1 pseudogene is annotated in these 342 nt (G+C 42.7%); it reads right to left on the reverse strand.

The annotated features are described in order from the left end of the window. Positions 1–81 precede the first annotated feature (81 nt). A pseudogene (locus AB9K37_RS12340) lies at positions 82–342 on the reverse strand (hypothetical protein); the annotation flags it as partial.

A 342-nucleotide genomic window follows, 5' to 3' on the forward strand; every position in this document is an offset into this window, starting at 1 on the left:
GATACTTACTGCACCACCTGTCATCCAAATCCAAGGTGAGCCAGATTTAAACCACTGCTTCATTTATTAAATCTCCTAACCTTACAGTGAACTATACTTTTCACGTAAACGCTGACGAACAAATTCAGCAATCGTGTTAAAGACAAAGGTGAATATAAACAGTACAAACGCCGCCAAGAACAAAATTCGATAGTGGGTACTGCCAACTTCTGATTCAGGCATTTCTACTGCAATGTTTGCTGCCAGCGTACGCATACCTTGGAAAATACTCCAATCCATAATTGGCGTGTTACCCGTTGCCATCAAAACAATCATGGTTTCGCCCACTGCGCGACCTAAGCC

The organism is Donghicola sp. XS_ASV15, assembly GCF_041224595.1.
GTDB lineage: Bacteria > Pseudomonadota > Alphaproteobacteria > Rhodobacterales > Rhodobacteraceae > Donghicola.